1 rRNA gene is annotated in these 439 nt (G+C 63.1%); it reads left to right on the top strand.

From position 1 onward, the window contains the following. Positions 1-52: ribosomal RNA gene (locus tag RUR_RS11505) — 16S ribosomal RNA — on the top strand; the annotation flags it as partial. Positions 53-439 lie beyond the last annotated feature (387 nt).

The raw sequence follows: 439 nt of genomic DNA, 5'->3' as shown, positions 1-439 counted from the left end.
GAAGTCGTAACAAGGTAGCCGTACCGGAAGGTGCGGCTGGATCACCTCCTTTCTAAGGAGCACTGGGCTCGCCGGACTTGTCCGGTGGGTCTGCATCACGTTCCAGGACGCGTGTTCCTGGCGTGGTTGCTCACTTGTGGAGCACTGGTTATTCGGTTCGGGTGTCATGCCCGCCGGGTTGGTACCGTCGGGGAGCGCAGGCTCTCCGGAGTGGGAACGCTTGGTGGGGTGGGGTCCGGGTCGGGCACACTGTTGGGTTCTGAGGGAACGTCGTGTCTCTCGGCCGGGTCTTGGGGTCGGTGTCGTCGCCTTCGGGTGGTGGTGCCGGTTTCCTGGGGTCTGGTCCGGGGGCTGGGGTTTTCCTCTGATCGAGTCTTTTGATTCGCACTCCCTTTCCCAGGTCGTCTGTCATCTTGCGGTGGCGGTGCGGTGTGGGTTG

Origin of the sequence: Rhizohabitans arisaemae (assembly GCF_025996515.1) — a bacterium.
GTDB lineage: Bacteria > Actinomycetota > Actinomycetes > Streptosporangiales > Streptosporangiaceae > Rhizohabitans > Rhizohabitans arisaemae.
This window is presented reverse-complemented; position numbering and strand designations above follow the sequence as displayed.